This is a genomic window from Rhodococcus sp. 06-1460-1B, from assembly GCF_002258475.1.
Lineage (GTDB): Bacteria > Actinomycetota > Actinomycetes > Mycobacteriales > Mycobacteriaceae > Rhodococcoides > Rhodococcoides fascians.
In genome coordinates this window covers 342,759-356,334 of sequence record NZ_NOYS01000006.1, presented here as the reverse complement: position 1 = coordinate 356,334, position 13,576 = coordinate 342,759, and the positions used below count along the sequence as shown (strand labels likewise).

Sequence of the window (13,576 nt, the reverse complement as noted above, 5' to 3'; positions counted from 1 at the left end):
ATGGACGGCATCTACGCCGCACTACACCGGGAGTTTCTCGCGTCCGGTTTCCTTGATGGTCAGCACCGTGAGCACGCCGATCACGCAGACACCCATGACCCAGTAGGCGGGTGACATGGCGTTGCCGGTCGACTCGACCAGTTGAGCTGCGACGTACGGTGCTGTTCCGCCTGCGGCGATGGTGCCGATGTTGAAGCCCAACGACACTCCGGTGTATCGAACTGCCCGGGGGAACAGCTCGGTGAACAGTGGGAACGCGGGTACCTGCACGACTCCGTTGAGAACCATGTAGACGAAGTACACACAGCCCACCACGATGATCGACGACGTCGCGCCGAGGATCATGAACACCGGCAACGCAATGACGACATACGCAACGTAGCCGCTGAGCAGTACCGGTTTGCGCCCGAATCTGTCTGTGAGCATGCCGCTGAGTGGGAAGGTCGCACAGGCCAACGCAATTGCGATCGCCGATGTCCAGTAGACCGAGTCCTTGGAGAATCCCAGGTCGTTGATCAGGTACACGCTGAAGTACGTCAGACCGATGTAACCGGAACCGTTCATCGCAATGGCGATACCGACGACACGTAGCACCGACCACGGCTGCTTCTTCACGACATCGCTGAGCGGGCTTTTCGCAACCTCGTTCTTGGCTGCCATTTCCTCGAACTCGGGGCTGTCTTCGAGCTTCAGCCGCACTCGCAGACAGACGAATGCCAGCGGGAGAGCAAGCAGAAACGGAATGCGCCAGCCCCACGACGACATCTGGTCGTCGGTGGTGATGAGGGCGACCACTCCGACAACGGCTGCGGCGACCGCGAATCCGAGGGTGGAACCGACCGGGGTGAACGACCCGAAGAAGCCGCGACGGTTCGGCGGTGCAGACTCTGCGATATAGGTTGCTGCACCGCCGATTTCACCTCCTGCAGAGAATCCTTGGGCGAGTCGGATGATGACGAGCAGAATCGGTGCCAGCACGCCCACACTCGAGTGTGTGGGCAGCATTCCCAGGACTCCGCACGCGATGCCCATGCAGACCACCGTCACGACCAGAGCCTGTCGACGACCCTTTCTGTCGCCGAGGCGTCCGAAGAAGATTCCACCGAGCGGACGTGCGACGTATGCGACTCCGAATACCGCCAGGGTCGCGAGGATGGACACGCCGGGGCTGGTGGACGGAAAGAACAGTGGCGCAATGACTACGGCGAGAAATCCGTAGACGGCGAAGTCGTAATACTCGATGAGCGTGCCGACGCCACCGGCGAGCGCGGCACGGCGCGCGGTGGTGGTGTCGGCTTTCGGTGCGCTGGTGACCGCAGAAGGCTGGTCGACGTTCGTCATCGCGCTGTTCCCTGTCCTGTGAGTGGTTGCTTGCTTCGGTGTTCGGCCAGAAGTAGTTCGTACGATCCGCCGGCCTCGATGACTGCGACAGTACGAGGGCTGGGCGCACTACCTACCAGGGATCGCCCATCGGCAGTGGTCAATGCTGCTCGTCGCCAATCGAGTTCGACGGCATCACCGGTGACGACCGCGCCGGAGACATCCGGAATGGTGATGAGGGGTACTCCGTTGAACGTCTCTCCGCGCCAGAATCCCGGCGAGAACGACTCGGCCACGATGGCCTGGATACCGGCGTTGCGCAGAGCCACCATCGGCGGATAGTGCGGGTGGCCGTAGCCGAAGTTCCGGCCGCCGACGATGATGTCGCCCGGCCGAACGCGATCGACGAAACCCGGATCGTATGCGGTCATGCAGACCGACTTCAGATGCTCGGGATCGTACGACTTGATATTCGCTACGCCGACAACGAGATCGATGTCGAAGTCGTCGCCGAAGACCCAGGCAACTCGGCCGGAGATGACGTCGGGCGGGGGTGGGTAGGCGCTCACGAGCCCACCTGCTGGATCGTGCCGGCCAGCGCGCTGGCGGCGACGGTGTACGGAGAACCCATGTAGATGTTGGCGTCCGAGCTACCCATCCGGCCGGAGATGTTGAGCACGCCGGTCGATATGCAATTCTCGCCCGCCGCCAACGGCTTCTGATAGCCGAAACAGAAGTCGCAGCTCGACACTGCAATGTGCGCACCAGCCGCGCGCAGTACGTCGAGCAGCCCCTCTCGCTCTGCCTGATCGTGCACCTTCTGCGACGTGGGCACGACATTGAGCTCCACACCGGGAGCCACGGTGCGTCCGTCGAGCACGAGTGCCGCGGCCCGCAGATCCTCGATTCGTCCACTGGCACATGATCCGATGAACGCCTTGGTGATCGGAGTGCCGGCGAGTTCGGCTGCAGTGTGGGTGTTGGCTGCACGCGCCGAGCCGGGCTGCACGACCTGCGGCACGATCTGGGCGAGGTCGATGGTGTGCCGAGCTGCGTAGGTCGCATCGGAGTCTGGGTGGACCGGCGTGAACGACTGTCGCGCAACATCGTTGGCGTAGGCGAGTGAGGTTTCGTCCGGTTCGAATATCGCGGACACGGCTCCGGTGAACATCGCCATGCCGCACAATCCCTGCCGGTGATCGATTTTCATCGACCGGGCACCGGGGCCACCGAATTCCATCACCTGGTGTGCGCACCCGTCGGCCCCGACGAGGTCGATGATGGTGTGCACCAGATCGCGACTGTCCACTCCCGGCGCGAATTCTCCGTACAGGTCGAACCGCGTCGTCGCTGGGATATCCACGTAGAGTTGGCCGGTCACCCATGCCTCGATCAGATCTCGGCGGATACCCCAGCCCAACGCACCGAACGCCCCGATTCCGCTGATGTGGCCGTCGAAGTGGACGAGGAAGTCACCGGGGATGGCCAGGCCGAGTTCGGCGGTGAGTTGGTGCCCGATGCCGCGGCCCTCGTGCAGCTCGATTCCGTAGTACTCGCACCACTCTCGGGTGACCTGGTGTACTTCTTGTTCCCGGTCGTTGCGCTTGGTCAACATGTGATCGATGAAGACGACGTACCGAGACGGGTCCTCGAGTGAGGTGATACCGAAGTCGTCGCGCATCTGCCGGAACATCACATCGGTGTACCCGGGAAAGTCGTACGCGATCATCCGCGCCGGTCGTACCGCATGGTTCTCACCGGCACGCACTGGGTCACCGCCACAGGTCCGACCGAGGATCTTCTCGACCATCGTGAACGCGGCCGATGTCATCGGTTCGCCTCTGCAGGAAGGTACTTACGCTGCTGCGCTTCGACTTCGGGAAAACCGATGAGGTCCACGAACTCGTGGTGCTGCAGCGCGTCGGCACTGACGTCGGCGGGAGCTTCGCCTGCGGCCAGGCGACGCAGAGTCTCGCGTGCGGCACCGGTTGCGGCCATCAGCACCTGAGTGGGCAGCAGGGCCAGCCGCACTCCGATCTGTGCCAGAACCTCCGGAGTGAACTCCCGCTCGGTCCAGGTCGACGCGGTGAGCGTGGCCATCAGCGGAACCCCGACCGCTCGGTGACAGTTCTCCCACTGCTCGACGGTCTCGAACGTCTTCGTCACCGGCATGATCATGTCGGCTCCGGCGTCGACGTAGGCCTGTGCGCGCATGATCGCCTCGTCGCCACGTGCGTCGGTGCGTGCGATGAGCAGAACGTCGTCCGGCATGGAATCACGCACCGCCCGAACCTTGCCCGACGCCTCCTCGACGGAGATCAAGTCCACCGGCTCGCCGACGCAGATCGGGCATTTCTTCGGCGACAGCTGGTCCTCCATGAACACACCCTGGACGCCGGCCTCGGCGAACCGCGTCGCGGTGCGCGCGGCGTTGACGGCGTTTCCGTAGCCGGTGTCGATGTCCGCGACGAGGGGCAGAGACGATGCCTCGCGAATGGTCCGGACGGCCTGCAGGTTCTCGGTCATGGTGTACAGCTCGGCGTCGGGCAGTCCGAGCGCAGCCGATACGGCGAAGCCGGACGCGCACAGCGCCGAGAAGCCCGCCTGCTCGGCCAGCTTGGCCGTCAACCCGTCCCAGACGCCGGGCGCATACACCAGGCCTTGTTCGGTCAGGCCTCTCAAAGTCATCGTCACGAGCACTCTCCGTTTCGTATTGCGGAACGCCTTCCGAATTTAGAGTGGCTCGGATCACAAGTCAATACCCGTGGATCGATAGCGCATCGCGCGTCGGTTCGTAGGATGGCGACGACGCTCCACCCGACCGGAAGGAACAACTCGTGGCAGTTCCCACCGAGTCCGACGCCCAGGCCGGCCGCGACATCGTCGGTGCCGTCGTGAAGGCATGCGCTCTGCTCGACCATTTCGACACGACGCATCCTGTGTGGACGCTCAACGACCTGACGACGGCGAGTCGAATGAACAAGACGACCGTGCATCGTCTGATGACGACGTTGATCCATGCCGGCTGGGTGGACAGAACAGCGGAGGGTTCGTACCGGATCGCCATGCCGGTGTTCGAGATCGGATCGTCCGCGTTGACACAGCTCGACATCCGCGGTGCCGCCCAGCCGTATCTGTCGGACATCGCCCAAAAGTTCGGCGACACCGCCTATCTGATGGTTCCCGCTGACGAGGGCGCGGTGTGCATCGACCGCCACGAGGGCAGCAATCCCCTTGTGGTAGCTGGCATTTCGATTGGATCCGTTCTTCCGTATCACGCCACGGCCGGGCCGATGGCGATGCTCGCGTTCTCCGCTCGCATTCGCGACCGCTGGCTCGGCGGAGAGCTTGCTGCATACACGAGCCGAACACTGACGTCACCAGACCAGTTGATGGATCATCTCGACCGGATCCGAACGCAGGGATACGCGCTGAGCAACTCCGACTACCTGGCCGGCGTCGCGGCGGTGGGCGCACCGATTCTCGGACGCGACGGGGTGGTCGTCGCGTCGATCAGCGTCGGTGGCCGCGTGGAGACCTTCGAGGGCGACGCCTTGGCGGACAAGGTGGAGACAATTCTCGCGGCGGCGCGCAGCCTTTCACGTGTCGCAGAGGCTCTACCTGCATCGAGTCAGTAGCTACACGAGTATTCGCTCCTCTAGATTCGATCCTAGAGAGACGAATACTCAGCTACCGACGCGCTCGATGAGTTTCATGGCGTCGAAGGGTGCGTAGCCCTTGATGTCGTTGTCGAAGTACACGAAGACGTCCCGGCCCGCCGACGTCCACTCGGAGATCTTGGTGGCCCATCGATCGAGAGCGTCGTCGGTGTAGCCGCTGGCGTACAACTCTTCGTCTCCGTGCAGTCGCGCGTACATGAAATCCGCTGTGGGGGTGTCGATGTACGGGTACTTTCCGGCGGTGTCGGCAACCACGATCGCAATATCGTTCTCGCGCAACAGTTCCACTGCCTCGTCGGAGGCGAAGCTTGCATGTCTGGCCTCGATACAGTGCCGCAGTGGCCGAGACGACGCAGCCGGCAACAGCACTCGATCCTCGGCCAGTTTGTCGTCCCGCGACTCCGCCAGAGTTACTGCGGCAGAGACAGTTCTGGGCAACAGCGCGCAGAAGTCCGTCATCTTCTGCGCGTCGAACTCGAGATTGGGTGGGAGCTGCCACAAGAATGGCCCCAGCTTGTCACCGAGGGTGAGGACCCCGGTGGCGAAGAAGTTCGCCAATGCCGACTCGACGCCGACGAGCCGCTTGATGTGCGTGACGTACCGCCCACCCTTGATGGAGAACACGAAGTCATCCGGCGTTTCGTCGTGCCACTTGGTGAAGCTCGACGGCTTCTGCATCGCATAGAACGTGCCGTTGATCTCGATCGACGTCAGGTGCTCGGACGCGTACCCGAGTTCCTTGCGATGCGCGAGACCGCTCGGGTAGAAATCCCCTCGCCACGGCGCGTACGTCCAGCCGGAGATACCGATCAGAACCCGAGGGCGATGCTGCGCGGACATGAGCCGACTGTAGCCGGGCAGCCCTGCGGTTTCCGCGGCTCCGGCGCTGGTATCGGTAACCTCGATGGCATGAAGCGCCCATCGGCATTCGGCTCCTTGGCGCTGACCTGTGTGCTGCTCGCCCTCACCGGTGCCGATGCGGCTGCCGAGCGCCGCGACCAGCCGACGCCTCGCCAGGCGGCTGCGGTACCGGGGATCGGTTTGACGACGGTGCCCGCGGCGATCACCACGTCCATGGTCGCGGGTGTCGCAGACGCGCCGAATCCGCCGACTCACGAGGTCGGTGTCGAGTCGTCGACGACGGAGATGCGAACCTCGGGGTGGGACGAATATCCCTATCTCCGCTACACCGCGACGTTCGCGCCGGGTACGGACACGGCGACGCTGACGTGGTCCGGCAGATCGGTGAACACCAACGATCTGGCGTTGCATGTATGGGACCAGTCGGGCAACACGTGGGGCCCGGCCATTGCCACGGCCGACCCGGTTGCGCCCGGCGGTCAGGTGGAATTGAGTGCCGAGATCTCCACCGAGAGAGGCACTGTCGAAGTACTGGTCATCGACAACCCGCGTGCAGATCGTTCTTTCGCAGAAACCAACGCGCGCCCCGACAGCAGCTTCGCCGATCCGAGCACGTACGATTTCGCGCTTCAGCACATCACCGACACGCAGTACATAGCCCGCGACGATCCCGGTGTGTATTCGGAGATGACGCAGTGGACCGCCGACAACGCCGACGAGCTGAAGATCGACTACAGCATGCACACCGGCGACCTGATTCAGAGCTGGATCAGCCCGGGGCGTCCGGATACTCAGGCGCGCAAAGAGTTCGAGGCCGCCAGCGAATCGATGCAGATCCTCGAGGATGCCGGCATCGCCCACGGGGTTCTGCCCGGTAACCACGACAACATCTGGAACGTCGCAGGCAAGTTGGTCCCGGGGGAGCACGAGAAGAACCACGCGCTCTACAACGAGTACTTCGGCCCGCAGCGTTATCGGGATCAACCCTATTGGGGCGGTTCGTTCACCGACGAGGACAATTCGGCGCACTACGACCTGGTCGATATCGCCGGAGCCAAGTTCTTGATGCTGTACATCGGCTACAACCCGCCGGAGAAGGTCATGCAGTGGGCCGAACGAGTTCTCGACGAGAACCCCGACCGCAATGTCGTCATCGGCACGCACTACTACCTCGACGAACTCGGCGAGAAGAAACTGATGGGGTTCGGCGACATCGGGTCGAGCTCCGGCCAACAGATCTGGAATCGACTGGTCGTTCCACACGAGACCGTCTTCCTCGTCCTGTCCGGGCACGTCGACGGCCAGGTCGCGGTCGTGGACGAGCATGTCGGAGAGACCGACCGCTCCGTCGTGCAGCTGCTGGCCGACTATCAGTACTTCGAGGTCGACGGCGAACGCAGCACCGGCTTCCAACGTCTGCTCCAATTCGACATCGACGGTGGCTCGATGGCCGTCACCACCCATTCGCCGTCACTCGACGCGTTCGACGTCGAGAGCTACGACATCAAGAATCGATACGGGCCCGAAGACGGCGAATTCGTCACCGACTTCACGTTGCGCGCCGACGTTCCCCGAGCGGTGATCGCAGACTGACTGGCACGGCGCTCGGCATCGGACCATAATCGATTTTCATGCAGTCGGGTGGGCGAGCGTGGGTACTGACGCTGGTCGCCGCCGGTGTCTGGTTCCTCGCCACGCCGCTGAGTCCCGGAATTGTCGGCACCGACGTCCAGCTGCAGGCCCCCGAGGTCACGCCTGTCCCCGTCGTCGAGCCGCCCCCGCTCACTCTCGAGGACCTCTCGGCGCGAGTGAACCCCACCGTCGTCACGATCTCCGCCACCGCCGGCTACTCCGGCGTCGCAGGTACCGGCTTCGTCGTTGCCCCGGACGGCCTGGTGCTCACCAACTTCCACGTCGTCGAAAACGCGACCGAGATCAGCGCGGTGCACATGGGCAACGGACTGATCTACGACGCCACCGTGCTCGGTTACGACAAATCTCGTGACCTGGCGGTCATGCAGTTGCTTTCCGCGGCCGACCTGCCGGTGGTCGAGTTCGCTCCGGACTCACCTCCCGAGGTGGGGGATGCGGTCACCGCCGTCGGGAATGCCGCTGGCGCAGGTGTTCTGGTGCCTGCGCCGGGTGCGGTGACGGCTCTGGATCAGCAGGTGCGTACCCGTAGTTCGGTGGACGGTTCGCGGAACACTCTGGATCGGATGATTCGAGTCGATGCCGATGTGCGAGCGGGTGATTCGGGTGGCCCACTGTTCGATGCCTGGGGTCGTGTGGTGGGCGTCAATACAGCGGGCCTCTCGGACGAGGCGCGCACCGGCTCCGAGAGCAGGCCTCCGCAGGCCCCCGAGGCGTATGCGGTTCCGATCACGGAGGCTGCTGCCGTGCTCGATCAGGTCGTCGCGGGGCAGTCCGGCGGGACGGTTCATGTGGGTCCGACCCCGTACTTCGGGGTGTCGGTGCGAGATGTGTCCGTGTTCGACAACAAGCCGGCGATGGGTGCCGAGGTGGTGACGGTGGCTACCGATTCTCCGGCCTCGGCAATCGGACTGTCCGGCGACGATGTGATCGTCGCCTTCGACGGTGCCGGTGTCGGTTCGTCGTCGGATCTGGCCCAGGCCCTCATCGGACGTCACCCCGGTGATGTCGCCGTCGTCGAGTGGGTCGATCCTCAGGGCGTACGACGTTCCGCGACAACGGCTTTGGCGGAAGGAACCCCGGCTGCCTGAGCGGTCGAGTTCAGTCCTGCAGCACCGACAACACGTTGCCCGCGGGATCGGTGAACCAGGCGATGAGCGGTCCGCCGTGCCGGAAGATCCCCTTCTCGTCGGTGCCCATGTCCGGATACTGTTGGAACACCACCCCTTTGGCGATCAATGCATCGACTGCGGCCTCGATGTCGACCACCGGGAAGTTGAGGATGGTGTACTGCGCCGGCACGTGACCGGGCCGGGGATAGATGAGTACCGTCGCCGCTCCCAGGTGAAGTTCGAGCATCCCCATCTCGTTCTCGGTCACCTCCAGACCGAGGGTGTCCGCGTAGAACGCGCGAGCTGCCGGCAGGTCGTCGACGGCGAATCCGGAGAACGGTGCTCGGGCCAGATCGATGGTGGTCATGGACGAATTATCGCGCTGTCCCACGTGCTGCGGGCCGATATCCGAGTAGCGTGGCAGCCGTGACTATTCGCCTCGGTTACCAGATGCCCAACTTCAGCTACGACGGTTCGGTCGCGGAACTCTTTCCCCAGGTCATCGCGCAGGCGCGCGAGGCCGAAGCGGCCGGGTTCGACACTGCGTTCGTGATGGATCACTTCTACCAACTCCCCGGAATCGGAAAGCCCGACGAGCCGATGCTCGAGGCCTACTCCGCCCTGTCGGCGCTCGCGACGGCCACCGACACCATCCAACTCTCCGCCTTGGTCACCGGCAACACGTACCGCAACCCGGCGATCCTGGCCAAGACCGTCACCACCCTCGACGTCGTCAGCGGCGGCCGGGCCATTCTCGGTATCGGTGCCGGCTGGTACGAACTCGAGCACCAGAGCTTCGGACTCGAATTTGGTACGTTCACCGACCGATTCGAGCGCCTCGACGAGGCCCTACAGATCATCGAACCGATGCTCCGCGGCCAGCGCCCGACGTTCGACGGCCTGTGGTACCAGGTCGAGAACGCGATGAACGAGCCCCGCATCCGCGATGATCTGCCAATCATGCTCGGCGGTGGCGGCGAGAAGAAGACCTTCGGCCTGGCCGCACAGTTCGCCGACCACCTCAACATCATCTGCGACGCAAACGAATTGCCGCGCAAGATGGCGGCCGTTCAGGCTCGTTGCGAGGAAGTCGACCGCGATCCGAAGGATCTCGAGACGAGCTTCCTCGCCTTCGTCATCATCGACGAGGACGGCGACAAGGCCAAGGAGTTGCAGCGCGAGTTCGTGCTGAAGCAGGGCCTCGATCTGACGAACCTGTCCGAGGAGGACGCAGCGAAGGCCACCGATCGCCACTTCTGCGGAACGCCCGACGATGTCGCCGAGCAGGTGCAGAAGCGCGTCCTCGATCAGGGCATCGACGGCGTCATCATCAACCTGATCACCAACGGACACCAGCCCGGTGCCGTCGAATTGGCGGGCAAGGCTCTGAAGCCTCTCGTCTGACACGGCTGTCGCCTGCTCCGCACGAACGGCGGAGCAGGCGACGAGCAGCAGGACCCCAGCGGTGCTATCGAGGCGGTTTGACCGCCAGCACCGGCTTGGGGCACGAGAGAAGCAACTGCTGGGCGGAGCTGCCCATCAGCAACTTACCCACCGCGGATCGGTGTCTGATCCCGATGACCAGCACATCGGCGTCGTCGGCGTCCATGACGCTGAGCAGCGCGTCGACGGTATCCGGGACCACAGCCTGGTCGAGGACATAGTCGACCCCGGAACGATCGAGAGTCGCGTGCAATTCCGTCATTGCTTCGGAATCGGCGAATCGCGGATCGGCCAAGGAGTCACCGGTGGAGGTATTGACGACCTTGAGGCCGGTACTGCGAAACTTCGCCTCGGCGATTCCGTGTTGGAGTGCGGCTGCGCCGAATTTGTCAGGTGTGTAGCCGACGACGATCATGCATTTTCCTTCGTCTTCTGGAGGGTGGGTGCAGTACGGGGTCGTACGAGCTTTGCCACGAACGGCGCAGCCAGTAGCAGAACGATGACGATGTAGACCACGATGGCGATGGGTTCGGACAGGACGCTGCTCCATTCGCCGCCGCCGAGCTGCAGCGTCTGGCGCAGTTGACGTTCCACTCGCGGGCCGAGGATGACTCCGATGATGAGCGGCAGGACCGGTAGTCCGAAGCGCCGCATCATCAATCCGAGCAATCCGAAGATCAGCAGCAGAACCAGATCGAGCCACTGGAGATTGACGGCGTAGGCACCCAGCACGGCGAAGAACAGAATTCCTGCGTACAGATACGGCCGCGGGGTGCGCAGCAGCTTTGCCCACAGCGGTGCCAGCGGAAGGTTGAGCACGAGCAGCAGGAAGTTTCCGATGAACAAGCTCGCGATCAGCGTCCAGATCAGCAGCGGTTCCTTGTCGAACAACGTCGGTCCGGGCTGGATTCCGTAGGACACGAACGCGGTGAGCATCACTGCTGCAGTGGCGTTCGTGGGGAGACCCAAGGACAGCATCGGCACGAGAGTTCCTGCCGCCGAGGCATTGTTGGCGGCCTCCGGCCCGGCAACACCCTCGATGGCACCCTTACCGAACTCCTCCGGATGCTTGGAGAGCTTCTTCTCGGTGATGTACGACAGGAATGTCGGCAGCTCGGCCCCGCCGGCCGGCAACGCGCCGAACGGGAATCCGTATGCGGTGCCGCGCAACCACGGCTTCCACGACCGCTTCCAATCACTCTTGCCCATCCAGGGACGGCCGACGGGAATCACCTCGGCGGGCTTGCGGCGCAGATGTGCAGCGACCCACAGTGCCTCGCCCAGCGCGAACACTGCAACGGCGATGACCACGATGTCGATACCATCGGAGAGCTGCGCGACACCGAAGGTGGCTCGGGGCTGGCCGGTGAGGAAGTCGATTCCGACGAGTCCGATGGCAAGTCCCAGAAGCAACGAGATGCATCCGCGCAGCTTCGAGCTGCCGAGTACTGCGGTCACAGCGACCAAGGCCAGCAACATGATTGCCAGGTAGGAGGGCGCTCCCAGAGACACCGCGAAGCGCGAGACAATCGGGGCGAACAACACCAGCAGCATGGTTCCGATGGATCCGGCGATGAACGATCCGATGGCGGCCGTGGCGAGCGCTTGAGCAGCCCGCCCGGCCTTGGCCATCTTGTTGCCTTCGATAGCGGTGATCACCGACGACGATTCGCCCGGCGTGTTGAGCAGAATCGACGTGGTCGATCCGCCGTACATGCCGCCGTAGTAGATGCCTGCGAACATGATGAATGCCGCACTGGGACTGACGTTGTAGGTGATCGGAAGGAGTAGTGCGACGGTCATTGCCGGACCGATCCCGGGCAGAACACCCACCGCGGTGCCCAACAGGACTCCGATGCACGCATAGAGCAGATTCATCGGGGTGACGGCTTCGGCAAAGCCTTGCATGAGCCAGTTCAGATTGTCCATCAGAGTATTCCGTCCAGAATGCCTGCAGGCAACGGTATTCCGAGCCCGACGTAGAACGCGTAGAAGCTCAGGAGCGATAGGACGAGCCCGATCGCCAGGTTACGAACCCAGTGTCGATTGCCGAGAATCGTTGCGGCCCCGCCGAAGAGCATCGCCCCGACGATCACCCAGCCCAGAGTGTCCACGAGCACGATCGTCGCCACGAACAGGCCGACGAGCAGTCCGACGGTTTTCCAGTCGGCCGGAGTCGATGTGTCGATGTCTTCACCGCCGTCCTGTTCGCCCCGACTCCCTCTCAGAGTGGCCGCGGCGAGCAGGATGGAGCAGACGAGCATCGCGATCCCGACGACGACAGGGATCAGCTTGGGACCCACGGGGTCGACCTTGGCGAATTCGGCTGTGAGAGAGAGCGCGTCGACGATCAGGAATACGCCGACCACCAGCAGCACCGCACAGACCACGAGCTGCGCGCGGTCCGGACCGACCTGCTCCGACCCGGTCTCGCCGCCATCGTCGGTGCGGTCGACCGTGGCGGTCATACGAGTCCCAATTCTGTGAGTGTCGACTCGACCCGGGCATCCTGATCGCGCAGGAACTGCTCGAAAGCAGGTCCGGTCTCGAATGCGTCGATCCATCCGTTGGTCACGAGCGCTTCCTTCCATTCGTCGGTACCGTGCAGCTCGGTCAATGCCGCAACCATCTGTGCACGAACGTCTTCGGGTGTGCCGGGCGGTGCGAGAACACCGCGCCAGTTGGTGAACTGCAGATCGATGCCGGCTTCGGTCAGGGTCGGCGCATCGATGCCCGGCAGTCGCTCCGCTCCCGATACGGCCAGCACTCGAACCTGTCCGGCCTCGATCTGATCGACGTACTCGCCCAACCCCGACGTGCCTGCGGAGATCTTGTTGCCCAGCAGGGCCGTCAACAGATCGCCTCCGCCGTCGTAGGACACGAAGTTCACGGCCGTCGGATCCACGCCCACCGTGCGAGCGGTTTCCATCGGGAACAGGTGGTCGGGTCCGCCCGGAGAGGATCCTCCGCCGATCGTCACCGACGACGGGTCTGCTTTCCACGCCTCGACGAAGTCGCCGATGGTCTGGAACGGAGAATCCGCGGGGACGAGAATTCCCTCCTGCTCTTCGACGATCTTGGCGAGCGGGGTGGCGTCGGAGACTCGATCGGTCGAGCCGTTGGTGTACATCGCGCCGACGACGCCGAGTCCCATCATCATCATCAGATCGTCGTTGCCTGCCTCGTTCATCAATCGAGCCATGGCGACGGTTCCGCCTGCTCCGATGACGTTGAAGACCTCGACGCGGCCGGTGATGTCGGTTTCTTCCATGATCTTCACTGCGCTTCGTGCGGTGAGGTCGTAACCACCACCGGGACTGTTGGGCACCATCATCCGGATGCGGTGCAGCCCCTCGCCGTCGTCACCCCGCGTGACGCCACATGATGCGAGCGCAAGCACGAGCAGTGGGATCAGTGTCAACACCACTGTCAGCCTTCTGGGCATCGGTCCTCGTTTCGGTTCGGTCTCTGGGAGACTGTGATCGGTAGCAAGTATCGATCCGCCCGTGA

Annotated in this window: 14 protein-coding genes; 4 read left to right on the top strand and 10 right to left on the bottom strand. The window is 63.5% G+C overall.

Going from position 1 to position 13,576, the window contains the following annotated elements:
- Nucleotides 1-21: 21 nt before the first annotated feature.
- The 4 genes from CH268_RS03700 to CH268_RS03685 are packed head-to-tail and all read right to left on the bottom strand — an operon-like array spanning nt 22 to nt 4,008.
- Complete coding sequence (locus CH268_RS03700) at nt 22-1,341, bottom strand: MFS transporter (RefSeq protein ID WP_094662258.1); 1,320 nt, start codon at nt 1,339-1,341, stop codon at nt 22-24.
- A complete protein-coding gene (locus CH268_RS03695) occupies nt 1,338-1,889 on the bottom strand; it encodes a 3-isopropylmalate dehydratase (RefSeq protein ID WP_094662260.1) in 552 nt (183 codons plus the stop codon). Before CH268_RS03695 ends, CH268_RS03700 begins: the two co-directional genes overlap by 4 nt.
- On the bottom strand, nt 1,886-3,151 hold the full coding sequence (locus tag CH268_RS03690) for a 3-isopropylmalate dehydratase large subunit (RefSeq protein ID WP_371828224.1): 1,266 nt from the start codon (nt 3,149-3,151) through the stop codon (nt 1,886-1,888). The genes CH268_RS03695 and CH268_RS03690 overlap by 4 nt, the downstream gene beginning before the upstream one ends.
- Entirely contained in the window at nt 3,148-4,008 is an 861-nt protein-coding gene (locus CH268_RS03685) for an isocitrate lyase/PEP mutase family protein (protein WP_027495170.1), read from the bottom strand. The genes CH268_RS03690 and CH268_RS03685 overlap by 4 nt, the downstream gene beginning before the upstream one ends.
- Before the next feature lie 149 nt (nt 4,009-4,157).
- On the opposite strand from CH268_RS03685, the gene CH268_RS03680 reads away from it, so the two are divergent.
- Nucleotides 4,158-4,958 (top strand): IclR family transcriptional regulator, encoded by an 801-nt coding sequence (locus CH268_RS03680; RefSeq protein WP_027495169.1) that lies wholly within the window; start codon nt 4,158-4,160, stop codon nt 4,956-4,958.
- A gap of 48 nt (nt 4,959-5,006) precedes the next feature.
- On the opposite strand, the gene CH268_RS03675 is transcribed toward CH268_RS03680, so the two are convergent.
- Nucleotides 5,007-5,840, bottom strand: a complete 834-nt coding sequence (locus CH268_RS03675) for a DUF72 domain-containing protein (RefSeq protein WP_032367739.1) — start codon at nt 5,838-5,840, stop codon at nt 5,007-5,009.
- A gap of 69 nt (nt 5,841-5,909) precedes the next feature.
- Here CH268_RS03675 and CH268_RS03670 point away from each other — a divergent pair, with 69 nt between their 5' ends.
- Together CH268_RS03670 and CH268_RS03665 are read left to right on the top strand one after the other, a co-directional pair.
- The gene (locus CH268_RS03670; RefSeq protein WP_094662262.1) at nt 5,910-7,454 is read left to right on the top strand and encodes a metallophosphoesterase; all 1,545 of its coding nucleotides are present in this window, start codon (nt 5,910-5,912) and stop codon (nt 7,452-7,454) included.
- Between the two features lie 38 nt (nt 7,455-7,492).
- The gene (locus CH268_RS03665) at nt 7,493-8,602 is read left to right on the top strand and encodes a S1C family serine protease (protein ID WP_094662264.1); all 1,110 of its coding nucleotides are present in this window, start codon (nt 7,493-7,495) and stop codon (nt 8,600-8,602) included.
- 10 nt (nt 8,603-8,612) lie between these two features.
- Here the strand turns inward: CH268_RS03665 and CH268_RS03660 are convergent, their stop codons facing one another.
- On the bottom strand, nt 8,613-8,990 hold the full coding sequence (locus CH268_RS03660; RefSeq protein ID WP_032389367.1) for a VOC family protein: 378 nt from the start codon (nt 8,988-8,990) through the stop codon (nt 8,613-8,615).
- A gap of 59 nt (nt 8,991-9,049) precedes the next feature.
- Between CH268_RS03660 and CH268_RS03655 the strand changes: the two genes are divergently transcribed.
- Entirely contained in the window at nt 9,050-10,027 is a 978-nt protein-coding gene (locus CH268_RS03655; RefSeq protein ID WP_032368006.1) for an LLM class F420-dependent oxidoreductase, read from the top strand.
- Nucleotides 10,028-10,091: 64 nt separating this feature from the next.
- Here CH268_RS03655 and CH268_RS03650 read toward each other — a convergent pair whose 3' ends face one another.
- From CH268_RS03650 to CH268_RS03635, 4 genes are read right to left on the bottom strand one after another with little or no spacing between them, the layout of a single operon-like run.
- Nucleotides 10,092-10,481 carry a universal stress protein gene (locus CH268_RS03650; protein ID WP_094662266.1) on the bottom strand — a complete coding sequence of 130 codons (390 nt, stop codon included), beginning with the start codon at nt 10,479-10,481 and terminating at the stop codon, nt 10,092-10,094.
- Nucleotides 10,478-11,995: a tripartite tricarboxylate transporter permease gene (locus CH268_RS03645; RefSeq protein ID WP_032389369.1), complete on the bottom strand. Its 1,518-nt coding sequence runs from the start codon at nt 11,993-11,995 to the stop codon at nt 10,478-10,480. Before CH268_RS03645 ends, CH268_RS03650 begins: the two co-directional genes overlap by 4 nt.
- Entirely contained in the window at nt 11,995-12,534 is a 540-nt protein-coding gene (locus tag CH268_RS03640; RefSeq protein ID WP_032389370.1) for a tripartite tricarboxylate transporter TctB family protein, read from the bottom strand. Before CH268_RS03640 ends, CH268_RS03645 begins: the two co-directional genes overlap by 1 nt.
- Nucleotides 12,531-13,511 (bottom strand): Bug family tripartite tricarboxylate transporter substrate binding protein, encoded by a 981-nt coding sequence (locus tag CH268_RS03635; RefSeq protein WP_032389371.1) that lies wholly within the window; start codon nt 13,509-13,511, stop codon nt 12,531-12,533. The genes CH268_RS03640 and CH268_RS03635 overlap by 4 nt, the downstream gene beginning before the upstream one ends.
- Between the last annotated feature and the right edge of the window lie 65 nt (nt 13,512-13,576).